Here is a 22,215-nt window from a genome sequence, read left to right on the forward strand (position 1 = left end):
AGCCTTGGCCATGATTCGGTGGCGGCATGAACATCCCCGTCACCACCTGGTCCCTGGAGCAGACGTCCCCGGCCGACCTGCGCCCCGCCGCCGAGCCCGCCGAAGGCGTACGGATCGTCCGCTCCGAGGTGCCCTCGCCGGAGTTCAGCCGCTTCCTCTACACGGCGGTCGGCGGCGACATCCGCTGGACGGACCGCCTGCCGTGGTCGTACGCCACGTGGCAGGAGTTCCTCGCGCGTCCGGGCGTGGAGACGTGGGTGGCGTACGAGAACGGCACACCGGCCGGGTACGCGGAGCTCCAGGCGCAGGACGAGGGCGCGGTGGAGATCGTCTACTTCGGTCTCCTCCCGGCGTTCCGGGGCCGCGGGATCGGCGGCCCCCTCCTCTCCCACGGCGTCGCCCGGGCCTGGGACCTGGCCGACCGCTGGCCGGGCCGCGACACCACCAAGCGGGTGTGGCTGCACACGTGCTCGCTGGACGGGGAGCACGCGATGGACAACTATCTGCGGCGCGGCTTCCGGCTCTTCGACACCAAGGTGGAGGAGCAGGCGCAGGTGGCGGCGCCGGGACCCTGGCCGGGGGCGTACTAGGGCCTCTCCTGCGGGCCTCAGCCGGGTGCGGGCGGGCCGAGGTGGTCCTGGATGAGGCGGTGCAAGGGGTGGCGGGCGTCCCGGGCGCGGTCGGCGAGCGCGGATCCCCGCAGGTGGAGCGCGGTGCAGGCGCCCGTGGCCGCGAGGGCGACCAGCACCGCCGGGGCGGCCCCCCACAGGCCGCACCAGGCGACGCCGGCGTAGAGGCAGACGAAGGGCACCATCACGAGACCGGTCAGTTGGCGCGCGAGGAGCAGCCCCCACCCCGCGACGATGATCAGGACGGACGCCCAGCCCAGCCACACCGGCCCCCACGGGTGCCGGCCGACGGCCGCCTCGGCGGCACGTTCCGCTGCGTGGCCGGAGACCGCGAGAAGGAGGGCAACCAGGAGACGCAGGTGCCAGCCGTACCAGTAGACGTAGTCCGGGTGTTCGACGGGCCTGTTGGCCCGCTCCCACGCGGGGACGGAGACCGTCCGCTGTTCGCAGAGGAACACGATGACGCGGCCCCGCAGCGGGAGCGGGAGCAGATGGAGCATCCGCGACCGCGGGGCGGGAAGACCGGCGTCGCGCAGGATCGCCTCGCCGCTCAGGGTGTGCTGACGGTGGTCCGCCGCCGCCTGCAGCAACTCGGCCGCGTACACCGTCCATGTGTCGGGGCGGAGCCTGTCCAGCCCGGATGATGAGGAGAGGGGTGGCGATGGCTCGCCCCACTCCACCACGCTCAGTGCCGTCAGAATCCTGGGATCCACGGCCACCCCGGGCGGCGGCTCCGCCCCCACCTGGACGACGGCCGCCGCGATCATGCTGACGCGCCGGACGAGCGGGTCCTCGGTGCCGACCGCGAACGGCTGCCACACCCACATGTAGTCGGGTACGCGCACCCGCTGCGGCGTCTGGCGGAGCGCCTCCTCGATCGCCGGGTCCCGCAGCAGGTCGCCGAGGTAGAACGCGGCGTCCGCCGAGGTCGAGTCCGCCAGGAAGGCGGAGAGGGCGACCGCCGCGCGCGGGGTCCGGATCGCCCACAGGGCCCGCAGCGCCTCCCGGCTTCCCCGCAGCGCGGCCGTCCGCAGCGCGGGGACCGCCAGATCGCCCATCTCCGCGAGGGCGGTTCCGGCCTCGGGGACCGTGGGCAGGAGCCCGGCGAGCTCTGCGGCCGCGCTCGGCAGATTGGTGGCGGCCAGCGCCGCGACCGCCGCCGTGCGGCCCGGACCGGGGGAGGCCGCCATCTCGACCAGGAGCGCGAAGACCGCCCGGCCCCGGGGCCGCCGGTCCCCCGCCACCACGCCGAACGCCGCGATCACCGCCTGGCGGTCCGGTCCGCTCTCGCGTCCGAGCCGGCGTCTGAACCTGGACACGATCTCCCGGGCCAGCGCCTCGTCCACCACCTGCGCGTCCGCCAGGCACTGGAAGGCGAGGACGGGGTCCTGTGCGAGCACCGCCCGGACCACCTCGGTGCAGTCGCGCGGCTCCGCCCCGCACCACAGCCGTACCGTCTCCCGCCACGCCGCCGGGTCGCGGCGGTAGCGGGCGAGCAGGCCCGCGGGGTCGGCCGCCAGGCGGGTCGCTGCCAGGTACTCCTGGAGGGTGAGATGGGCGAACTGGTAGCGCTCCCCGCTGTCCACCGCCAGCAGCAGCCCGCTGCGCTCGACGATCTCCTCCAGAACCTCCTGGGCCCGCTCCTGCGGGCGGCCCTGCTCCGCCAGCGCGGCCCTTACGTGGGTCAGCACCTCCCGCTCCGGCAGCGCCAGACGGTCGTGGACGTCGGAGGGGACGTCCTGCGCGGCCAGCGCGAGGCGTTGCAGGACCGCCTTCTTCACCGGGTGCGAGAAGCGCGCGTCGCGTTGGCGGTCACCGAGGAGGCTGTCCGTGACCTGCTTGTAGAAGTCGGCGCGGGTGTGCGGAAGCATCTGGTCCGTGCCCGCGTACACATGGCTGTAGAGGTACGCGATCATGGTCAGGAGCAGCGGGTTGCGGGCCAGCGGCATCAGCTGCGGGGTGTCGCGCAGGGCGCCGAGCAGTTGCTCCACGGTGTCGGCCGGCAGGTGCTCGGGCCAGGGCCAGCCGTGCAGGAAGCGGCGGACCAGGCGCTCGTCGAACTCCTGGACGCGCAGGGTGCGGTCGGCGTCCTCGGTGAACTCGCCTCGGTAGACGGCGATCCGGCAGGTCACCACGGTCCGGCACTTCGCGTGGGTCCGCGTGAACTGTCCGATCGCGTCCGCGACCTCCTTGCGCCGGGCCGTCGGCACCTCGTCCAGACCGTCGAAGTACACGGCGAGGCGGCCCTCCGCGAGCGCCCGGTCGGCCCACTTGCCCGCGCCCGGGAAGTCATGGTCCGCGAAGTGTTTCACGATGTGGTCACGCAGGTCCCCCTCGTCCAGGTTCACCTCGTGCAGCTTCAGCAGGACGGGGACGTCGACGAGCTCTCCGGGCTCGGCCCTCGGCGGGCGGCGGCGGCCGTACCAGGCGCGGCGCGGCGGATCCTGCGGGCGGTAGCGCTCGTGGCACCAGGCGAGGACGGTGTGGCGCAGCAGCATCGTCTTGCCCGCGCCGGGAACACCGAGGACCACGGCGTGCCGGGCCTCGTGCAGCGAGCTGTGGGCCTCGGCCTGCTCGGCGCCCGCCCCGAAACCGGAGGCGGTGCGCAGCGGCACGTACACCGAGGCCATGTCCATGGTCTGGGAGTCGTCGACCCGGAAGGAGACGGAGAAGCGCTCGTGGCGTTCGTGGACGCGGACGATGTAGCGGCGCAGCGCCGTGCGGGCGAGCAGGGCGCTGCCGGCGAGCCGGTCGTAGAGGAGGGCCGCCGCCCTGTCGAGGAGCGTCTTGAACCAGTCCTTCAGCTTCAGGGCCAGCACGCCGAGGACGAAGGCCCCGGCGGCCGGGATCCATGACGCGAGATGTCCCCCCATGAGCGTGCCCCCTCGCCCCTGCCCCCTGTCCGCTCAGGCAGGATAGGAGGACGGGAGCCGCCGTGTCCGGCGGACGGCCGGGGTCGCCGCGGCGTGACGCCGACCACACTGTCTCGCGATCCGGGACATTGTTGTCCACATTTTGGATAGTGGTGGACTGGCCCGAGATGCCCGTGACACGCTTCCGCCATGTTCGGAACTGGAATTGCCTTGGTGAGTCGACGGCACGTCGACCTGGGCCGTATGTCCAGCGCCATCTGTCCGGCCCGCTGAGAGAACCCCAGCACCGCCGCCCCCCGCTTCTTCCACGCCCGTGCGCACCGCCGCGCCTCAGCGCGAGTGTGCAGGTCAGAGCCGCCCTCCTGCAGTCCCGAAGGACGTATCCCCATGGCCGCCAGCCCAGACAAGCCCGCCTCCACCGCCCCCCGCCGCAAGCCGGGGCGCCACCGTGGTGAAGGCCAGTGGGCCGTCGGCCACTTCACGCCGCTCAACGGGAACGAGCAGTTCAAGAAGGACGACGACGGTCTCAATGTGCGGACACGTATTGAGACGATTTACTCCAAGCGCGGCTTCGACTCCATCGACCCCAACGACCTGCGCGGACGTATGCGCTGGTGGGGTCTGTACACGCAGCGCAAGCCCGGGATCGACGGCGGCAAGACCGCGATCCTGGAGCCGGAGGAGCTGGACGACAAGTACTTCATGCTGCGGGTCCGGATCGACGGCGGCCGGCTGACCACCCGGCAGCTGCGGGTGATCGGCGAGATCTCGCAGGAGTTCGCGCGCGGCAGCGCGGACATCACCGACCGGCAGAACATCCAGCTGCACTGGATCCGCATCGAGGACGTGCCGGAGATCTGGAACCGGCTGGAGGCCGTCGGACTGTCCACCACCGAGGCCTGCGGCGACTGCCCCCGTGTCGTCATCGGCTCCCCGGTCGCCGGGATCGCCGAGGACGAGATCGTCGACGGCACCTGGGCGATCGACGAGATCCACGAGCGCTACATCGGCAGCAAGGAGTTCTCCAACCTGCCCCGCAAGTTCAAGACGGCGATCTCCGGCTCGCCGCTGCTCGACGTGGTGCACGAGATCAACGACGTGGCCTTCGTCGGCGTCGAACACCCCGAGCGCGGCCCGGGCTTCGACCTGTGGGTCGGCGGCGGGCTCTCCACCAACCCCAAGCTCGGTGTCCGGCTCGGCGCCTGGGTCCCGCTGGAGGAGGTCCCGGACGTCTGGGCGGGCGTCGTCGGCATCTTCCGCGACTACGGCTACCGGCGCCTGCGCAACCGCGCCCGGCTGAAGTTCCTCGTGGCGGACTGGGGCCCGGAGAAGTTCCGCCAGGTCCTGGAGGAGGAGTACCTGCGGCGTGAGCTGGTCGACGGTCCCGCGCCCGCCGAGCCCTCCCAGCGCTGGCGCGACCACGTCGGGGTGCACCGGCAGCGGGACGGCCGCTTCTACGTCGGTTTCGCCCCCCGGGTCGGCCGCGTCGACGGCGCCACCCTGACGAAGATCGCCGAGGTCGCGGAGGCCCACGGCTCGGGCCGGGTCCGTACCACGGTCGAGCAGAAGATGATCGTCCTCGACGTCGAGGAGGAGCGGGTCGGGCCGCTGGTCGAGGCGCTCGAGGCGCTCGACCTGACCGCCAGGCCCTCGCCCTTCCGGCGCGGCACCATGGCCTGCACCGGCATCGAGTACTGCAAGCTGGCGATCGTCGAGACCAAGGCGCGCGGCTCCGCGCTCATCGACGAACTGGAGCGCCGCATCCCGGACTTCGACGAGCCGATCACCGTCAACCTCAACGGCTGCCCCAACGCCTGCGCCCGCATCCAGGTGGCGGACATCGGTCTCAAGGGCCAGCTGGTCCTGAACGACGAGGGCGAGCAGGTCGAGGGCTACCAGGTGCACCTGGGCGGGGCGCTCGGCCTGGAGGCCGCGTTCGGCCGCAAGGTGCGCGGCCTGAAGGTCACCTCGGCCGAGCTGCCGGACTACATCGAGCGGCTCCTCAAGCGCTTCGAGGCGGAGCGCGAGAGCGGCGAGCGGTTCGCCGCCTGGGCCGCGCGCGCGAGCGAGGAGGCCCTGTCGTGAGCGAGCGCGCGGCCCCCTTCCACTGCCCCTACTGCGGCGACGAGGACCTGCGTCCCCACGAGCAGGGCCACGGCGCCTGGGAATGCGCGGCGTGCAACCGCGCATTCCAGCTGAAGTTCCTCGGGCTGCTGGCCCGGGGGCTGAAGCGAGCCGACATCGGAGGGGACGAGCGGATATGACGACGACTCAGGAGCAGCGCACGGGCGCCGAGTTGAAGGCCCTGGCCGAGCAGGCGGGCCGCGACCTGGAGGACGCCTCCGCCCTGGAGATCCTCCAGTGGGCGGTGGACACCTTCGGCGAGCGCTTCTGCGTGACCTCCTCCATGGAGGACGCGGTGGTCGCCCATCTGGCGTCCCGCGTCCGCAAGGGCGTGGACGTGGTGTTCCTCGACACCGGTTACCACTTCCCCGAGACCATCGGCACCCGGGACGCGGTGGCGGAGGTGATGGACGTCAACGTCATCACGCTGACGCCGCGTCAGACCGTGGCCGAGCAGGACGCCCAGTACGGGCCGCGGCTGCACGACCGCGACCCGGACCTGTGCTGCGCGCTGCGCAAGGTCAGGCCGCTCCAGGAGGGGCTGAGCGCCTACTCCGCGTGGGCGACCGGACTGCGCCGCGACGAGTCCCCGACCCGGGCGGACACCCCGGTCGTCGGCTGGGACGAGAAGCGGCAGAAGGTGAAGGTCTCCCCCATCGCCCGCTGGACGCAGGACGACGTGGACCGTTACGTGGCGGAGCACGGCGTGATCACCAATCTGCTGCTCATGGACGGCTACCCGTCCATCGGCTGCGCGCCCTGCACCCGCCGGGTGGCCCAGGGCGAGGACGCGCGGGCCGGCCGCTGGGCCGGGCGCGACAAGACCGAGTGCGGGCTGCACGGCTGATGACGAACCACCAGGAGAACCAAGTGAGCGGGGCCACCACCGGAGCCACCATCTGGCTCACCGGGCTGCCCAGCGCGGGCAAGACGACCATCGCGTACGAGCTGGCGGGCCGGCTGCGCGAGGAGGGCCACCGGGTCGAGGTGCTCGACGGCGACGAGATCCGCGAGTTCCTCTCGGCCGGGCTCGGCTTCAGCCGCGAGGACCGGCACACCAACGTGCAGCGCATCGGCTTCGTCGCCGAACTGCTCGCCTCGAACGGCGTCAAGGCGCTGGTGCCGGTGATCGCGCCGTACGCCGACAGCCGCGACGCGGTCCGGGGGCGCCACCAGTCCGAGGGCACCGCCTATCTGGAGGTGCACGTCGCCACTCCCGTGGAGGTCTGCTCCGAGCGCGATGTGAAGGGCCTGTACGCCAAGCAGGCGGCGGGCGAGATCAGCGGGCTGACCGGGGTCGACGACCCCTACGAGGCGCCCGAATCGCCCGACCTGCGGATCGAGTCGCACCGGCAGTCCGTGGGCGAGTCCGCGTCCGCGCTCCACGCACTGCTCACCGAGAGGGGTCTCGCATGACGACGACCGCCGCCGCCCAGGCCGAGGGCACGGACACCCCGTACGCGCTCACCCACCTCGACGCCCTGGAGTCCGAGGCGGTGCACATCTTCCGCGAGGTGGCGGGCGAGTTCGAGCGGCCGGTGATCCTCTTCTCCGGCGGCAAGGACTCGATCGTCATGCTGCACCTGGCGCTGAAGGCGTTCGCCCCCGCGGCCGTCCCCTTCACGCTGCTGCACGTCGACACCGGACACAACTTCCCCGAGGTCCTCGCCTACCGCGACCGGGTGGTCGCCGAGCACGGGCTGCGGCTGCACGTCGCCTCCGTGCAGGAGTACATCGACGCGGGCAAGCTGCGCGAGCGGCCCGACGGAACGCGCAACCCGCTCCAGACCGTGCCGCTGACCGAGGCCATCCAGCAGCACCGCTTCGACGCCGTGTTCGGCGGCGGACGGCGCGACGAGGAGAAGGCCCGGGCCAAGGAGCGGGTGTTCTCGCTGCGCGACGAGTTCTCGCAGTGGGACCCGCGCCGCCAGCGCCCCGAGCTGTGGCAGCTCTACAACGGCCGCCACGCGCCGGGCGAGCACGTCCGGGTCTTCCCGCTCTCCAACTGGACCGAGCTGGACGTGTGGCAGTACATCGCCCGGGAGGGCATCGAGCTGCCGCGGATCTACTTCGCGCACGAGCGCGAGGTCTTCCAGCGCGCCGGCATGTGGCTGACCGCGGGCGACTGGGGCGGCCCCAAGAAGGACGAGACCGTACAGAAGCGGCTGGTGCGCTACCGCACGGTCGGCGACATGTCCTGCACCGGCGCCGTCGACTCCGACGCCACCACGCTGGACGCCGTGATCGCCGAGATCGCCGCCTCCCGGCTCACCGAGCGGGGCGCGACGCGCGCCGACGACAAGATGTCCGAGGCCGCGATGGAAGACCGCAAGCGCGAGGGGTACTTCTAAATGACCACCACGACCGAGCAGTTGGCGGACCTGTCCGCGACCACCCTGCTGCGCTTCGCGACCGCCGGGTCCGTCGACGACGGCAAGTCCACCCTGGTGGGCCGACTGCTGCACGACTCCAAGTCGGTCCTCACCGACCAGCTGGAGGCCGTCGAGGCCGCCTCCGCCAAGCGCGGCCAGGACACCCCCGACCTCGCGCTGCTCACCGACGGCCTGCGGGCCGAGCGCGAGCAGGGCATCACCATCGACGTCGCCTACCGCTACTTCGCCACCCCCCGGCGCCGGTTCATCCTGGCCGACACCCCCGGGCATGTGCAGTACACCCGCAACATGGTGACCGGCGCCTCCACCGCCGACCTCGCGCTGGTCCTGGTCGACGCCCGCAACGGCGTGGTCGAGCAGACCCGCCGCCACGCCGCGGTCGCCGCCCTGCTGCGGGTGCCGCACGTGGTGCTCGCGGTCAACAAGATGGACCTGGTCGGGTACGAGGAGAAGGTCTTCGCGGCGATCGCGAAGGAGTTCACCGCGTACGCCGGTGAGCTGGGCGTGCCGGAGATCACCGCCATCCCGATCTCGGCGCTGGCCGGCGACAACGTGGTGGAGCCGTCCGCCCACATGGACTGGTACGGCGGCCCGACCGTCCTGGAGCACCTGGAGACGGTCCCGGTCAGCCACGACCTCACCGGCTGCCACGCCCGGCTGCCGGTGCAGTACGTGATCCGCCCGCAGACCGCCGAGCACCCCGACTACCGCGGCTACGCGGGCCAGATCGCGGCCGGCACCTTCCGCGTCGGTGAGAGCGTGACCGTGCTGCCCTCCGGCCGCACCTCGACGATCTCCGGGATCGACCTGCTCGGCGAGTCCGTGGACGTGGCCTGGACCCCGCAGTCCGTGACGCTGCTCCTCGACGACGACGTCGACATCTCGCGCGGCGACCTCATCGTGCCGAGCGGGGACGCGCCTGCCACCACCCAGGACGTGGAGGCGACGGTGTGCCATGTGGCCGACCAGCCGCTCTCCGTGGGCCACCGCGTACTGCTCAAGCACGGCACCCGTACGGTCAAGGCGATCGTGAAGGACATCCCGTCCCGGCTGACCCTGGACGACCTCTCGCTGCACCCGCACCCGGGGCGGCTGGTCGCCAACGACATCGGCCGGGTCAAGATCCGTACGGCCGAGCCGCTGCCGCTCGACGCCTACGCCGACTCCCGGCGCACCGGCGCGTTCATCCTGATCGACCCGGCCGACGGCACCACGCTCACCGCGGGCATGGTCGGCGAGTCGTTCGCCGCGCCCGAGCCCGTCAGGGCCGACAGCGAGTCGGACGGCTGGGACTTCTGACCATGACGAGCCACGACTTCTACTCCACGTTCGCCAAGGAGGGCGGCCGCGTCGGCAGCGGCGTCCTCGGCAGCGGGCAGGGCGGGGTGGGCCGATGTGCGCGATGACGTACGCGCACCGCTCGCGCGCCCAGCGGCTCCGCCCGCGCCACCGCTCCAGACGAAAACCCGCCGACCTCCCGGCCCTCTCCCCCGTTCCCCGGGGAAGCTGACCGCCGGGCCACCGAGAGGAAACCCTCCCGTGCCTGCCACCCGCACCGCCCTCCGCGCCGGCCTCGCCACCGCCGCGGCCCTCCCGCTGCTCGTCCTGGCCGCCTGCAGCTACGGGTCGCAGAAGGACGAGTCCGACAGCGCCGGGAAGGCCCAGGTCGCCGCCGACGCCAAGAAGCTGTCGGCGGACTCCGTGAAGATCGGGTACTTTCCGAACCTCACCCACGCCACCGCCCTGGTCGGCGTCCAGGAGGGCCTGTTCCAGAAGGAGCTGGGCGGCACCGAGGTGAAGACCTCCACCTTCAACGCGGGGCCCTCCGAGATCGAGGCGCTGAACGCCGGTTCGATCGACATCGGCTGGATCGGCCCCTCGCCCTCGATCAACGGCTACACCAAGTCCAGGGGCCAGAACCTGCGCATCATCGGCGGCTCCGCCTCGGGCGGGGTGAAGCTGGTGGTGAACCCGGACACGATCAGCTCCCTGGACGACGTCAAGGGCCACAGGATCGCCACCCCGCAGCTCGGCAACACCCAGGACGTGGCCTTCCTCAACTGGATCGCCGAGAAGGGCTGGAAGGTCGACGCCCAGAGCGGCAAGGGCGACGTCTCCGTGGTCCGCACCGACAACAAGATCACCCCCGACGCCTACAAGTCCGGCTCCATCGACGGCGCCTGGGTGCCCGAACCCACGGCCTCCAAGCTCGTCTCCCAGGGCGCCAAGGTCCTCCTGGACGAGGCCGACCTGTGGGCCGACAAGGAGTTCGTGATCACGAACATCATCGTGTCGCAGAAGTTCCTCAAGGCGCACCCCGACGTCGTCGAGGCGGTGCTGCGCGGCTCCGTGAAGACCAACGACTGGATCAAGGCCAACCCCGACAGGGCCAAGGCCTCCGCGAACGCCGCCCTGAAGGCGCTCAGCGGCAAGGCGCTGCCCGCGAACGTCCTGGACCCCGCGTGGCAGTCGATCAAGACCACCGACGACCCGCTGGCCGCCACCCTCGGCATCGAGGCCGACCACGCCGTCAAGGCGGGCCTGCTGAAGAAGCCCGACCTGGACGGCATCTACGACCTGACCCCGCTCAACAAGGTCCTCAAGGGCCTGGGCAGGCCCGAGGTCGCCGACGCCGGCTTCGGCGTCAAGTAACCCCGTATCCGCACCAGTTCCCAGGAGGTGACGACCATGGCCACCGCAGTCGCCGCGGCCGAGGAGCGTGCCACGACGGAGTACGCCGCCCGGATCGGGCACGTGTCGAAGTCGTTCGCCGGTCCCGCCGGCCCCCAGCTCGTGCTCGACGACATCACCCTCGATGTCGCGCCGGGCGAGTTCGTCACCCTCCTGGGAGCCTCCGGGTGCGGGAAGTCCACGCTCCTGAACCTGGTGGCGGGGCTCGACCGGCCGACGGCCGGGGTGATCGAGACGCCCGGCGGGCGGCCCGCGCTGATGTTCCAGGAGCACGCCCTGTTCCCGTGGCTGACCGCGGGGAAGAACATCGAGCTCGCCCTGCGGCTGCGCGGGGTGCCCAAGGCCGAGCGCCGCGGGCGCGCCGAGGAGCTGCTCGAACTGGTGCGGCTGAGCGGCGCGTACGGCAAGCGGGTGCACGAGCTGTCCGGCGGGATGCGCCAGCGCGTGGCGATGGCCCGCGCGATCGCCCAGGACAGCCAACTGCTGCTGATGGACGAGCCGTTCGCCGCGCTCGACGCCATCACCCGGGATGTCCTGCACGACGAGCTGACCCGGATCTGGCGCGAGACGAACCTGTCCGTGCTGTTCGTCACGCACAACGTGCGCGAGGCCGTCCGCCTCGCCCAGCGGGTCGTGCTCCTGTCGTCCCGGCCCGGCCGGGTGGCGCACCAGTGGACCGTGGACATCCCGCAGCCGCGCCGCATCGAGGACTCCGCCGTGGCGGAGCTCTCCGTAGAGATCACCGAACAACTGCGTGGGGAGATCCGCCGCCATGGCCAGCACTGAGACGTCCGAGGCCGAACAGGCCGGAAAGGCCGTCGGGGCCCCCGGGGACACCCATGACCTGGCGGGTCTGGAGGCGGGCCTCGACGCGCTGGAGACGGTGCAGAGCGGGCGCACCCCGCTGCGCGAGACGCTGGTGCAGAAGGTCCTGCCGCCCCTCTCGGCGATCGCGCTGGTCCTGGTCGTCTGGCAGGGGCTGGTGTGGGCGGAGGTCGCCGACAGCACCAAGCTGCCCTCGCCGTCCTCCGTCTGGTCGGGCCTGAAGGAGCTGTGGCTCCAGGGGACCCTGCTCGACATCGTGTGGACCAGTGTCTCGCGCGGGCTGCTCGGCTTCCTGCTGGCGCTGGCGATCGGCACCCCGCTGGGGCTCGTCGTGGCGCGGGTGAGGTTCGTCCGGGCGGCGATCGGGCCGATCCTCTCGGGCCTGCAGTCGCTGCCCTCGGTGGCCTGGGTCCCCCCGGCGGTGATCTGGCTCGGCCTGAACAACTCGATGATGTACGCGGTGATCCTGCTGGGCGCGGTGCCCTCGATCGCCAACGGGCTCGTCTCCGGCGTCGACCAGGTCCCGCCGCTGTTCCTGCGCGCGGGCCGCACCCTGGGCGCCACCGGGCTGCGCGGCACCTGGCACATCGTGATGCCCGCCGCCCTGCCGGGCTATCTGGCGGGCCTCAAGCAGGGCTGGGCGTTCTCCTGGCGCTCGCTGATGGCCGCCGAGATCATCGCCTCCTCGCCCGATCTGGGCCTGGGCCTGGGCCAGTTGCTGGAGAACGGCCGCAACAACTCCGACATGCCCGGCGTCTTCCTCGCCATCTTCCTGATCCTGATCGTGGGCATCGCGATCGACCTGCTCATCTTCAGTCCGCTGGAGCGCCATGTGCTGCGCAGCCGCGGTCTGCTGGTGAAGAGCTGAGCCACCGTGTCCGCCCCCGCCCTCCTCGTCATCGCCCACGGCAGCCGCGATCCGCGGCACGCCGCGACCGTCCACGCCCTGGTGCGGCGGGTACGGGCGCTGCGGCCGGGGCTGCGCGTGGAGACCGGCTTCCTGGACTTCAACGCGCCCTCGGTGCCGCGCGTCCTCGAACGGCTGGCCGAGGAGGCGCGGTGCGAGGCGCCGCCGGGGAAGGGCGGTGGCGGACGGCGGGCGGGCGGACGGGAGGTGGTGGCGCTGCCGCTGCTGCTGACCCGGGCCTTCCACGCCAAGTCCGACATCCCGGCGGTGCTCGACAGGGCTCCGGCGCGGCTGGACATCCGCCTCGCCGACGTCCTCGGCCCCTCCCCCCTGCTGCTGGCCACGGTGGAGCGACGGCTCCAGAAGGCCCTGTACGAGGCGGGGCTCACCCCCGCCGACAAGCGCTCGACCGGGGTCGTGCTGGCCTCGGCGGGCTCCACGGACCCGGAGGCGATCGCAGTGATCGCAGATGTGGCGCGGGAGCTGCGGCACACCGGTTGGTGCGCCGTGCGGCCTGCGTTCGCCTCCGCCGCTCTGCCACGCACCGAGGACGCGGTACGGGAGCTGCGGGCCCTCGGCGTGCGCCGGGTCGCCGTGGCCCCGTACGTCATCGCCCCCGGTTTCCTGCCCGACCGGATCGCCCGGGGCGCCCAGGACGCGGACGCCCTGGCCGGGGTGCTGGGCGCGGCCCCGGAGCTGGCCCGGCTGCTGCTCGTCCGCTACGACGAGTCGCGGCTGCGGGGGATGCGCCCGCAGGTGCTCAGCGCCTGACGGTCCGGAGCCTGCCCTCGGACCGCACCCCCGTCGTCCGCCCGGCCGCGCCCGGCGAGATGCCTCCGGTCCGCCTCTCCGCTCGGGCCATTCGCCGGAGCACTCATCACCCGCCGCGCGTCAGTCGAAGCGGAGACCGCCGGTCCGTGTCCGCTTCAGCTCGAAGAAGTCCGGGTGGGAGGCGATCACGCGCACGCTGTCGAAGAGCCGGGCCGCCTCCTCGCCGCGCGGAATGGAGCTGAGCACGGGACCGAAGTAGACGGTTCCGTCGAGGTGCAGCGTCGGCGTACCGACGTACGCGTCAGCCGCCGGGTCCTTGCCCTCGTCGTGGCGGCGGCGTACCGCCTCGTCGTAGGCGGGGTCGTGCGCGGCCCGCGCGAGCGCCGCCGGGAGCCCGAGTTCGGCCAGCGCCTGGGTGATGACCTCGTCGAAGTCCTCGTTCTTCTGCTCGTGTATCCGGGTGCCGTACGCGGTGTACAGGTCGCGCAGCACCCCTTCCCCGTGGTCCTGCGCGGCGGCCACCGCCACCCGCACCGGGCGGATCGACTTGTCGACCAACTCCCGGTACCAGGCGGGCAGTTCGTTGCCGATGTTGTGCAGGTAGAGGCTCATCACCCGGAACCGGAGGTCGATGTCCCGGTGCCGCTCGACCTCCAGCATCCAGCGCGAGGTGATCCAGGCGAACGGGCAGGCGGGGTCGAAGTAGAAGTCGACGGTGATGGGGCCGGTGCGCTCGATGGTGTCCATAGGACGAAGGTAGCGACGCATTGGCACCGGAGTCCGGGCCATTCACGCATTGGTCGACTGGGCCATTTGGAGCCGCTTGGACCGCTTGGGGCCGCTCGGGAGCCCGCCTCCACTCCTCTCACCACCCGCCGCCCCGGCCGCTCAGTCGCCGGTCAGCTCCACCAGCGCCTTGACCGTGTTCCAGTTGCGGGCCGTCGCCTCGACGCCCTTGAGCAGGGCGGGCTTCGCCAGTGCCTCGGCGAGCTTGGACCGGCCGAGACCGTCGGGCGCGTACAGATAGAGGACCCGGTCGCCGAGGCGGAAGGCCTCCGGCAGGAAGGCCCTGGTGTCGATGCCCGCGAAGCGCTCGGGGTCGACGGGCCGGGAGAAGAAGGTGGCGTGCAGCTGCCTGCCTTCCAGTTCGTCCGCCGGGAACGGGCAGGCGTCCACGACCGCCCGCAGATAGGCGCCGGTGCGCACCAGGCAGGCGACCTGGAAGCCGAAGTGCTTCCCGATGGCCCGCTCCAGAGCGGCGGCGAGCGCGTCCGGGTCGTGGGAGTCGCTGCTGAAGACGGCGTTGCCGCTGTTCAGATAGGTACGTACGGAGCCGTGGCCGAGCTCGGTGAGCACTGCTCTGAGCTCGGCCATCGGGACCTTCTTGTTGCCGCCCACGTTGATCCCGCGCAGCAGGGCGGCGTACATCGTCGTCATGTCCACACAATAGGACGGCCCCCGTGCCTCGTGGGGGATGGCACGGAAGCCGCCGTTCACGCCTGCCGGGGGTGGTTACTCGACGACCTTGAGCAGCTTGTTCGGAGTGCCCGCGCCGGGGTTGGAGATCTTGCCGGGGGTGGCGCCGCCGGTCAGCGCCTCGGACACCTGGGCCGGGGTGGCGTCCTTGTGGGCGGCGAGGTAGACGGCGGCGGCGCCCACGACGTGCGGGGTCGCCATCGACGTACCGGAGATCGTCCTGGTGGCGTTGTCGTCCGTGTTCCAGTCGGAGGTGATGTCCGAGCCGGGGGCGTAGAGGTCCACCACCGAGCCGAAGTCGGAGAAGTCCGACTGCTTGTCGTCCTTGGTGGAGGAGGCCACGGTGATCGCCTCCTTGACCCGGGAGGGCGAGCCCTGGCCCGCGTCGGCGGACTCATTGCCCGCCGCCACGGCGAAGGTCACACCGGTGGCGATGGCCTTCTGGACGGCCGTGTCGAGCGCGGGGTCGGCGCCGCCGCCGAGGCTCATGTTGGCGACCGAGGGGCCCTGGTGGTTCTTGGTGACCCAGTCGATGCCCGCGACGACCTGCTCGGTCGAGCCCGAACCCTGGTCGTCCAGGACGCGGACGGCGACGATCCTCGCCTTCTTGGCGACGCCGTGCGCGGTTCCCGCGATGGTGCCGGCGACGTGCGTGCCGTGGCCGTTGCCGTCGTCGGCGGTGGTGTCGTTGTCGATGGCGTCGAAGCCGGAAGCGGCCCGGCCGCCGAAGTCCTTGTGGCTGACGCGCACACCGGTGTCGATGACGTACGCGGTGACGCCCTCGCCCGCGCTGTCCGGGTAGGTGTACTTGCCGTCCCCGGCGGTATCGGCCTGGTCGATCCGGTCGAGCCCCCAGGAGGGCGGGCCGGCCTGCTCGGCGGCGATGTGGAACTTCTTGTTCTGGACGACCTTGCCGACGGCCGGGTCGGCGGCCAGCCGCTTGGCCTCGGTCCGCGAGAGCCCGCTCGCCGAGAAGCCGTTGACGGACGAGGTGTAGTCGCGCCGGAGGGTGCCGCCGTACTCGTCGGCGAGCCTGCGCTTGGCGTCCGCGGAGGCCTTCTCGTCCAGCAGGACGATGTAGCTGCCGTCGATGGCGCCCTTGGCGTCCAGGCCGTACACCGTGCCCTCGGCCGGCGCGGCGGCGCCCGCCATCTGTGTGGTCATGACCGTGACTCCGGCCGCCGCCGCCACGGCGGTTATCCCGGCCGTGAGCTTGAGGCGGCTCCTGCGCTGGTGAGTTGCCATGAAGAGGGGTCTCCTCGCCGGTTCTTGTGGGGGGTTGGCCCACCGGACGGAAACCCTCCGGGGGCTGGTTCACGACCCTTGCTGATGGACGAGCGCAGATCAAGAGCTCCACAGAGCTGTGACTTACACAACAAGGTTTCGTAATAAAAAACAGGCCATCGCAGGTCAACCCCGGTGTTGTGCAGGCTTGGTGGACAGCCCGTGCCGACCCCGGCGTGGATCTTCCCTCGTAACCGGCTTTACGTGTAAGGGGCTTGAATCCCCCGTGTAGGGGATCCCCCCACTTCGCAGGGAGTAGAGACCGGTGGCCCGGTTCACCGGCGAGCACGAGGAGACGGCCGGATCCAGCCCCTAGCGTCATAACCGGATGGCGGCGCAGGGCTGCCACCGCTTGTCAGGGGGGCGTCTCACCATGGTGGACCAAGTCACAAGAGTGCGCGGCGTGGCCGCGCGGGCCGGTGGGTGGAGCGCCCGCCACCGCTGGTCGGCGGTGCTGATCTGGGTGCTCTTCGTGTTCCTGGCCATGGGCATCGGCTCCGCGGTGGGACGCGTCGACGTCAAGGACAACCAGCTGCCCGGCGAGGTCGGCCAGGCCCAGAAGATCATCGATGACGCGGGGCTGAAGGAGCCGGCCGGTGAGACCGTCTTCATCCAGGCCGTCAACGGCTCGACGAAGGCGACCGATCCCGCCTTCCGCGCCGCCGTGGACGATGTGATGAAGGCGGTCGACGGCACCGGCCAGGTCACCAAGGTGATGTCCCCGTACACCGCCAAGACCCTCTCCAAGGACGGCCGCAGCGCCCTGATCCAGTTCGAGGTGCGCGGCGACGCCGACACCGCGCCCGACCGCATCACCCCGGTGCTCGACGCGGTGAAGAAGGTGCAGGGCGAGCACAAGGAGCTGCGGATCGAGGAGATCGGCAGCGCCAGCATGGGCAAGACGTTCGAGGACGCCTTCGGCGACGACTTCAAGAAGGCCGAGTACTCGGCGGTGCCCGTCGCCCTCGGCATCCTGCTCATCGCGTTCGGCGCGCTGGTCGCGGCCCTGCTGCCGGTCGCCCTCGCCGTCACGGCGATCATCGCCACGATGGGCCTGATGGCCATCGTCAGCCACGCCCAGGCGATGAGCGACACCGCCAACTCCGTGATGCTCCTGGTCGGTCTGGCCGTCGGCGTCGACTACTGCCTCTTCTATCTGCGCCGCGAACGCGAGGAGCGCGAGGCCGGGCGCGACGCCCAGACGGCCCTGCGCATCGCCGCCGCCACCAGCGGCCGGGCCATCATCGTCTCCGGTGTCACCGTCTGCGTCGCCATGGCGGGCATGCTCTTCACCGGGCTCGCCGAGTTCGAGGCGATGGGTCTGGCCTCGCTGATGGTGGTCGCGGTGGCCATGGTCGGCTCGGTGACCGTGCTGCCCGCGCTGCTTTCACTGCTCGGCGAGCGCGTCGAGAAGGGCCGGCTGCCGTTCCTGAACCGCCTCAGGCGCGGCAGGCGCAACAGCGGCGGCGAGAGCCGTGTGTGGCGTGCCGTCCTCGGCGCGGTGCTGCGCCGTCCCAAGGCCGCGCTGGCGCTCGCGGCGGGCGCGTTGATCGCGATAGCCCTGCCGGCGGTCGGCATGCACACCCAGAACCTCACGCTGGATCAGGAGTTCGGCGACTCGCTGCCCATCGTCGGCACCTACGACCGGGTCAACCAGACCTTCCCCGGCGGCGCCAGCCCGGCCAACGTCGTGATCAAGGCCACCGACATCAACGCCCCGGAGGTCAAGCAGGCCATCGCCGACTTCCGTACGCAGGCGATCAGCCGGGGCGCCTCGGGCGGCCCCATCAAGGTCACCCTGCACGGCGCGGAGAACGTGGCGGTCGTGGACGTCCCGCTGATCGGCGGCTCCGACCAGGACAAGGCGGAGAAGAGCCTCGACCTGCTCCGTGACCGCATCCGCCCCGACACCCTGGGCAAGGTGCACGGACTGGAGGCGCCGATCACCGGTCAGGTCGCCGGGTCCAAGGACTTCAACGCCCGGATCGTCGGCGCGGTCACCCCGGTCTTCGCCTTCGTGGTCGTCTTCGCCTTCCTGTTGATGCTCCTCTGCTTCCGCTCGCTGACGATCGCGATCACCTCGATCGTCCTCAACCTCCTGTCGGTGGGCGCGGCGTACGGCATCCTGACCGCCGTCTTCCAGCACGGCTGGGGCGCCTCGCTGGTGGGCGCCGAGGGCGTGGGCGCGATCGTCTCCTGGCTGCCGCTGTTCCTCTTCGTGATCCTCTTCGGTCTGTCGATGGACTACCACGTGTTCGTGGTGTCCCGGATCCGCGAGGCCCGGCTCCAGGGCCGCTCGACCCGCGACGCCATCCAGCACGGTGTGGTGACCACGGCCGGTGTGGTCACCAGCGCGGCGATCATCATGGTGGCGGTCTTCGCGATCTTCGGAACGCTCTCGATGCAGTCGATGAAGCAGATGGGCGTCGGGCTCGCCACCGCCGTCCTGATCGACGCCACGGTCATCCGGGGCGTACTGCTCCCGGCGGTCATGGTCCTGCTGGGCGAGCGCAACTGGTACATGCCGAAGTGGCTGCGCTGGCTGCCGGACCTCACCCACGACGAGTCGGCCGTCGCCCCGGCCGTCACCGCCCACCACGGCGAGGAGGACCGCGACCGGATCGTCCGGGTCTGACGCGGGACGTGGGAGCGGTATGGGCGGGGCCCGGGGAGCATCGTCTCCCCGGGCCCCGCCCGCTGGGGTGACGGGTCGCGGACGGGACGGCGGCGCCGGGCTGGGTCCGGTTCAGCGCTGATAGCGGGCCAGCACCCGGTTCCCGTCCTTCACCAGGCGTTTTCGCAGCTCTGCCAGGCTGATCGCGCCGCTGTAGTACTGCTGGAGCGCGGGGGTGGCGACCTTGTCCTTCCACTCCGGGTACCCGCGCACCGACTGCGCCGGGGCCGAGCGCAGTGCCTGTGCCAGCGCGGCGCCGGTCGCCCAGCCGTACCGTTCGGTGTGCAGGGCCGGGTCCTTCAGCGCGGCGGACCCGGTCGGCAGCATCCAGTCGCCCTGGGCGAGCCGGACCATGTTGCGCGGCCGGAGCAGGAAGCCGATGAACTCGGCCGCCTCCTTCTTGTGCGGGCTGTCCTCGGCCACCGAAAGCGTCTGCGGGCTGACTCCCTGAGCGAGCCCCCCGCTGCCCGCCGGGGCGGGCAGCACGGTCCACTCGAACCCCTCGGGCGCCTGCTGCACGATCTGCTGACGGTAGGAGAAGCCCAGCGCGGCCATCGCGTACCGCCCGCCGAAGAAGCCCGGCAGGGTGTCCGAGCCGCCCATGCCGAGCGTGGTCCGCGCCGCGCTCCCATCGACGCCCACCTGGTCGTGGATCATCGAGGGCACGGTCGCGTCGCCCTCGTCGAACGCCACCCGCACCTTCCCGTCCGCCTCCCGGTGGAACAGACGGCCACCGGCGGACAGGCCCAGGTTCAGGGTGAGCGATACGGGCTCCTTGAGCGGCCAGGCGATCCCGTACCGCCCCCGCGCGGTCAGCCGCTTCGCCACCTGGCGGAACTCCGGCCAGCTCCAGGGCCGCTCCGCGGTGGGTATCCGCACCCCCGACGCCCGGAGGAGCCTGGTGTTGGCCATCAACACCCGCGGCTCCTGGAGGAACGGCACCCCGTAGACCCCCGTGCCGAAGGTCGCCGTCTCCCAGCTCCGCCCGGGGATGTCCCGGGTCAGTGCGGCGGGCAGGAGGGGGCGCAGATCGGCGAGGTAGCCGCCGTAGGCGAAGTCCGCCAGGTCGTCGGAGGCGTCATGGATGACGTCCGGCGCCTCGCCGCCCTCGAAGGAGGTGAGCAGCTGGTCGTGGACGGTGTCCCAACTGCCCTGGACGTACTGGACCTGGATGTGCGGATGTGCCCTGTTCCACTCCTTCACCAACTCCTTGGTGGCTGCCACCGACTCCTTCTGCCAGGCCAGCGACTGGAAACGGAGCCTGATCCTCCCGTCGCCGCCCGAGCTGTTGTCGGAGCAGCCGGTGAGGGTGGAGAGCAGCAGGGCCAGCACCATCCCGGCGGCGGTGAGCAGACGTGTGCGCATCAGCTCTTCACCGCCCCGGCGAGCATCCCACTGGTGATCCGCCGCTGGATGACGGCGAAGACGGCCAGCGACGGCAGCGTGGCGAGGAAGGCGGCCGCCGCGAGCGGGCCGAGGTCGGCGGCCCCCTCCGCGCCCAGGAAGTGGGTGAGGACGACCGGCAGGGTCTGCTTCTGCGGTGTCTTCAGAAGAACGAGCGCGAAGAAGAATTCGTTCCACGCGGTGATGAAGGCGAAGAGCCCGGTGGCCACGATGCCGGGGGCGAGCAGCGGCGCGGTGACCGACACCAGCGTGCGCAACCGCCCCGCCCCGTCGACGGCCGCCGCCTCCTCCAGCTCCAGGGGCACCGCCCGGACGTATCCGACCAGCATCCACAGCGCGAAGGGCAGCGACCACACCACGTACACCATGACCAGGCCGCCCACCGAGTTGACCAGGTGGAGGCGCTTGAGGACCAGGAAGAGCGGAATGATCAGCAGGACGAAGGGGAACGCCTGGCTGACCACCACCCAGCCGGTCGCCGCCCTCGCCAGTGTGCCGCGCCGACGGGCCATCACGTACGCCATCGGGGTCGCCAGCACCACCGCGATCAGCGCCGCAGAGACCGCCGCGACCAGGCTGTTGAACCCCGCGCGCAGCAGCGGCTGTTCGTCGAAGGCCTGCCGGAAGTTGTCGAGCGTGGGGTGCTCGGGGAGCCAGGTCGGGTGCAGCGAACCGAGTTCGCGCGCGGGCTTGAAGGCCGTGGAGAGCAGCCACAGGAACGGGAACGCCAGGAAGACCAGATACCCGAGGAGCGCCAGGTACTGCCCGGCGCGCCCCAGTGGTCGCGTACGGGACGTCATCGGTCCCCACCTCCGCCGAGCCGTGCCGCCAGATGGAACGCCAGGAAGACCGAGACCACCGCGACCATCACACATCCCATCGCCGCCGCATACCCGAACTGCCCGTACCGGAAGGCCTCTTCGTAGGCAAAGAGCATGGGCAGCCGGGTCTTGCCGCCGGGACCGCCGTTGGTCAGGACATAGACCAGGGCGAATGAATTGAAATTCCAGATGAAGTTGAGCGCGGTGATCGCCAGCGCCACGGGTCTGAGGGCGGGCCAGGTCACCGTGGTGAAGCGGCGCCAGGCGCCTGCGCCGTCGATCGCCGCGGCCTCGTGCAGTTCGTGCGGGGTGTTCTGGAGGCCCGCGAGCAGGGCCACCGTCGTCTGCGGCAGGCCCGCCCAGACGCCGACGACGATCACGGCGGGCAGCGCGGTGCCGAGACCGGTCAGCCAGTCCCGGCCGTCACCGAGCCCGAGGTCGCCGATCGTCTCGTTGAGGATCCCGGCGTCCGGGTGGTACACCAGCCGCCACATGATGCCGACGACCACCTCCGGCATTGCCCAGGGGATGATCGCGAGCGACCGCGCCAGCCACCGGAAGCGGAGGTTCTGGTCGAGCAGCAGCGCGAGTCCGAGCGCGAGCAGGAACTGCGGCACGGTGACCCCGACCGCCCACAGCAGCCCGATCCTGAACGACTCCCAGAAGAGGGTGTCGTGGAGCAGGTCCTGGAAGTTGAGCAGCCCGGTCCATTCGGTGGGCGCGGTGCGGCCCGCCTGGGAGTCGGTGAAGGCCAGGGCGATGCCGTAGAGCAGCGGTCCCACGCTCAGGGCGAGGATGGGGATCAGCGCGGGCAGCACCAGGAACCAGGCCCCGCGGTCCGGGGGTTCGCCCCTGCCGGGACGCCCGCCCGAGCGTCTCCCGGGCCGCGCGGTTGCGGTGGCTAATGTCACTTTTCGACCCCTTTGCCGGGATTGCCTAATGACCCCCGTCATCGTGCTGACGGTCCGTGGGTTCGTCAAGACGACCTGCCTCCTCACCAAGACGACCTGCGTGAATGCGAGACTTGCCCGGTACGGGACGATCACCGGGAGCGAACAGTGGACGAGGCACGGGCGCGCGAGGTACTGGCCGCGGCGGGACTCGGCGGGGGCTGGTCCGAGGCGGGGACGGGAGCCGGGACGGTAGCAGGAGCCCGGACCGGACTCGGGACGGGGACGGGAGCCGGGACCGGGGCGGCGGCAGGAGCCGGGACGGGAAGCGGGGCAGCGGAGTTCGGCCGGGCCGGGGCGGGTGCACAGAGTGCGGCCGGAGCGGCGGGTGCGGCCGGTTCCGCCGACGCCTCAGCCGCCCTCGCGGCGGCCCGCGCCGGGGCCCCCGCCGAG

The 22,215-nt window shown here is 71.6% G+C and carries 20 protein-coding genes; 13 read left to right on the forward strand and 7 right to left on the reverse strand.

What is annotated here, in order from left to right; genetic code table 11:
• Positions 1-26 precede the first annotated feature (26 nt).
• Entirely contained in the window at positions 27-590 is a 564-nt protein-coding gene (locus ACZ4MU_RS20890; RefSeq protein WP_467878560.1) for a GNAT family N-acetyltransferase, read from the forward strand.
• 17 nt (positions 591-607) lie between these two features.
• Here ACZ4MU_RS20890 and ACZ4MU_RS20895 read toward each other — a convergent pair whose 3' ends face one another.
• Positions 608-3,502, reverse strand: a complete 2,895-nt coding sequence (locus ACZ4MU_RS20895; protein ID WP_467878563.1) for an NACHT domain-containing protein — start codon at positions 3,500-3,502, stop codon at positions 608-610.
• A 189-nt stretch (positions 3,503-3,691) separates the two neighbouring features.
• Between ACZ4MU_RS20895 and ACZ4MU_RS20900 the strand changes: the two genes are divergently transcribed.
• The 11 genes from ACZ4MU_RS20900 to ACZ4MU_RS20950 all read left to right on the forward strand — a co-directional run bounded on the left by ACZ4MU_RS20900 (position 3,692) and on the right by ACZ4MU_RS20950 (position 13,213).
• The gene (locus ACZ4MU_RS20900; RefSeq protein ID WP_351804716.1) at positions 3,692-3,775 is read left to right on the forward strand and encodes a putative leader peptide; all 84 of its coding nucleotides are present in this window, start codon (positions 3,692-3,694) and stop codon (positions 3,773-3,775) included.
• Between the two features lie 114 nt (positions 3,776-3,889).
• On the forward strand, positions 3,890-5,587 hold the full coding sequence (locus ACZ4MU_RS20905; protein ID WP_467878566.1) for a nitrite/sulfite reductase: 1,698 nt from the start codon (positions 3,890-3,892) through the stop codon (positions 5,585-5,587).
• On the forward strand, positions 5,584-5,766 hold the full coding sequence (locus ACZ4MU_RS20910) for a hypothetical protein (protein ID WP_467878569.1): 183 nt from the start codon (positions 5,584-5,586) through the stop codon (positions 5,764-5,766). The genes ACZ4MU_RS20905 and ACZ4MU_RS20910 overlap by 4 nt, the downstream gene beginning before the upstream one ends.
• Positions 5,763-6,473, forward strand: coding sequence for a phosphoadenylyl-sulfate reductase (locus tag ACZ4MU_RS20915; RefSeq protein ID WP_467878571.1), 711 nt, complete (start codon positions 5,763-5,765; stop codon positions 6,471-6,473). Before ACZ4MU_RS20910 ends, ACZ4MU_RS20915 begins: the two co-directional genes overlap by 4 nt.
• The gene (gene cysC, locus ACZ4MU_RS20920) at positions 6,473-7,042 is read left to right on the forward strand and encodes an adenylyl-sulfate kinase (RefSeq protein WP_467878574.1); all 570 of its coding nucleotides are present in this window, start codon (positions 6,473-6,475) and stop codon (positions 7,040-7,042) included. Before ACZ4MU_RS20915 ends, cysC begins: the two co-directional genes overlap by 1 nt.
• Complete coding sequence (gene cysD / locus ACZ4MU_RS20925) at positions 7,039-7,977, forward strand: sulfate adenylyltransferase subunit CysD (protein ID WP_467878577.1); 939 nt, start codon at positions 7,039-7,041, stop codon at positions 7,975-7,977. Before cysC ends, cysD begins: the two co-directional genes overlap by 4 nt.
• Positions 7,978-9,318: a sulfate adenylyltransferase subunit 1 gene (locus tag ACZ4MU_RS20930; RefSeq protein ID WP_467878579.1), complete on the forward strand. Its 1,341-nt coding sequence runs from the start codon at positions 7,978-7,980 to the stop codon at positions 9,316-9,318.
• A gap of 240 nt (positions 9,319-9,558) precedes the next feature.
• Positions 9,559-10,671 (forward strand): aliphatic sulfonate ABC transporter substrate-binding protein, encoded by a 1,113-nt coding sequence (locus ACZ4MU_RS20935; RefSeq protein WP_467878582.1) that lies wholly within the window; start codon positions 9,559-9,561, stop codon positions 10,669-10,671.
• Between the two features lie 36 nt (positions 10,672-10,707).
• A complete protein-coding gene (locus ACZ4MU_RS20940) occupies positions 10,708-11,496 on the forward strand; it encodes an ABC transporter ATP-binding protein (protein WP_467878585.1) in 789 nt (262 codons plus the stop codon).
• Entirely contained in the window at positions 11,483-12,403 is a 921-nt protein-coding gene (locus ACZ4MU_RS20945; RefSeq protein WP_467878588.1) for an ABC transporter permease, read from the forward strand. Before ACZ4MU_RS20940 ends, ACZ4MU_RS20945 begins: the two co-directional genes overlap by 14 nt.
• A 6-nt stretch (positions 12,404-12,409) precedes the next feature.
• Entirely contained in the window at positions 12,410-13,213 is an 804-nt protein-coding gene (locus ACZ4MU_RS20950; RefSeq protein ID WP_467878591.1) for a sirohydrochlorin chelatase, read from the forward strand.
• Positions 13,214-13,333: 120 nt separating this feature from the next.
• On the opposite strand, the gene ACZ4MU_RS20955 is transcribed toward ACZ4MU_RS20950, so the two are convergent.
• The 3 genes from ACZ4MU_RS20955 to ACZ4MU_RS20965 all read right to left on the reverse strand — a co-directional run bounded on the left by ACZ4MU_RS20955 (position 13,334) and on the right by ACZ4MU_RS20965 (position 15,934).
• The gene (locus ACZ4MU_RS20955; RefSeq protein ID WP_467878594.1) at positions 13,334-13,960 is read right to left on the reverse strand and encodes a mycothiol-dependent nitroreductase Rv2466c family protein; all 627 of its coding nucleotides are present in this window, start codon (positions 13,958-13,960) and stop codon (positions 13,334-13,336) included.
• Positions 13,961-14,101: 141 nt separating this feature from the next.
• A complete protein-coding gene (locus ACZ4MU_RS20960; protein ID WP_467878597.1) occupies positions 14,102-14,650 on the reverse strand; it encodes a DUF1697 domain-containing protein in 549 nt (182 codons plus the stop codon).
• 75 nt (positions 14,651-14,725) lie between these two features.
• Positions 14,726-15,934, reverse strand: a complete 1,209-nt coding sequence (locus ACZ4MU_RS20965; protein ID WP_467878600.1) for a S8 family peptidase — start codon at positions 15,932-15,934, stop codon at positions 14,726-14,728.
• Positions 15,935-16,346: 412 nt separating this feature from the next.
• On the opposite strand from ACZ4MU_RS20965, the gene ACZ4MU_RS20970 reads away from it, so the two are divergent.
• Positions 16,347-18,608: an MMPL family transporter gene (locus ACZ4MU_RS20970; protein WP_467878603.1), complete on the forward strand. Its 2,262-nt coding sequence runs from the start codon at positions 16,347-16,349 to the stop codon at positions 18,606-18,608.
• Positions 18,609-18,719: 111 nt separating this feature from the next.
• Here the strand turns inward: ACZ4MU_RS20970 and ACZ4MU_RS20975 are convergent, their stop codons facing one another.
• The 3 genes from ACZ4MU_RS20975 to ACZ4MU_RS20985 are packed head-to-tail and all read right to left on the reverse strand — an operon-like array spanning position 18,720 to position 21,825.
• Positions 18,720-20,012 (reverse strand): ABC transporter substrate-binding protein, encoded by a 1,293-nt coding sequence (locus ACZ4MU_RS20975; RefSeq protein ID WP_467878605.1) that lies wholly within the window; start codon positions 20,010-20,012, stop codon positions 18,720-18,722.
• Positions 20,012-20,851 carry a carbohydrate ABC transporter permease gene (locus ACZ4MU_RS20980; protein WP_467878607.1) on the reverse strand — a complete coding sequence of 280 codons (840 nt, stop codon included), beginning with the start codon at positions 20,849-20,851 and terminating at the stop codon, positions 20,012-20,014. The genes ACZ4MU_RS20975 and ACZ4MU_RS20980 overlap by 1 nt, the downstream gene beginning before the upstream one ends.
• Positions 20,848-21,825 (reverse strand): carbohydrate ABC transporter permease, encoded by a 978-nt coding sequence (locus ACZ4MU_RS20985; RefSeq protein ID WP_467878684.1) that lies wholly within the window; start codon positions 21,823-21,825, stop codon positions 20,848-20,850. The genes ACZ4MU_RS20980 and ACZ4MU_RS20985 overlap by 4 nt, the downstream gene beginning before the upstream one ends.
• Positions 21,826-22,215 lie beyond the last annotated feature (390 nt).

It is taken from the genome of Streptomyces sp. NPDC026377 (assembly GCF_055567715.1).